Origin of the sequence: Actinomycetospora termitidis (assembly GCF_030286555.1) — a bacterium.
In the GTDB taxonomy this organism is placed as follows: Bacteria; Actinomycetota; Actinomycetes; order Mycobacteriales; family Pseudonocardiaceae; genus Actinomycetospora; species Actinomycetospora termitidis.
Genome location: NZ_JASVWF010000020.1, coordinates 1 through 453, shown reverse-complemented (window position 1 = coordinate 453; position 453 = coordinate 1). Strand labels below are relative to the sequence as shown.

Here is a 453-nt window from a genome sequence, read left to right as displayed (position 1 = left end):
CGCCTGGTCCCAGTCGAGGTAGAAGTCCCGGGCGACCGGGTCGAGGAAGATCATCCGCAGCAGGTTGTCGAAGGCGGCGAAGCCCCGATACACCGCGGTGGCCGGTGCGTTGGCGGCCAGGACGTCCTGGCCGGGGCCGACGACGAACGCCGGCACGTTCGCCATCCGGTCCAGGAGCCGCTGCAGCTCCGGAGCGACGCGGGTGACCGGTGCTGCCGTCGGGTGCAGGTCGGGGAACCCGATGCGCAGAAGGTGGGCGACGGCCTGGTCGTCGAGGTGCAGAGCGCGCGCGATCGAGATCAGCACCTGCCGGGACGGGTGCCGTTCGCGGCCCTGCTCGAGGCGCACGTAGTAGTCCGTGCTGACCCCCGCCAGGAGGGCGACCTCCTCGCGGCGCAGCCCGGAGACCCGACGGGCGGGGCCGGTCGGCTGCGCGGCGACCTCGGGCGGCAC

1 protein-coding gene is annotated in these 453 nt (G+C 73.7%); it reads right to left on the bottom strand.

Annotation, left to right across the window (positions count from 1 at the left end; all coding sequences use genetic code 11):
- The coding region (locus QRT03_RS32010; RefSeq protein WP_286057225.1) for a helix-turn-helix domain-containing protein at positions 1–453 on the bottom strand (453 nt) is incomplete at its 3' end.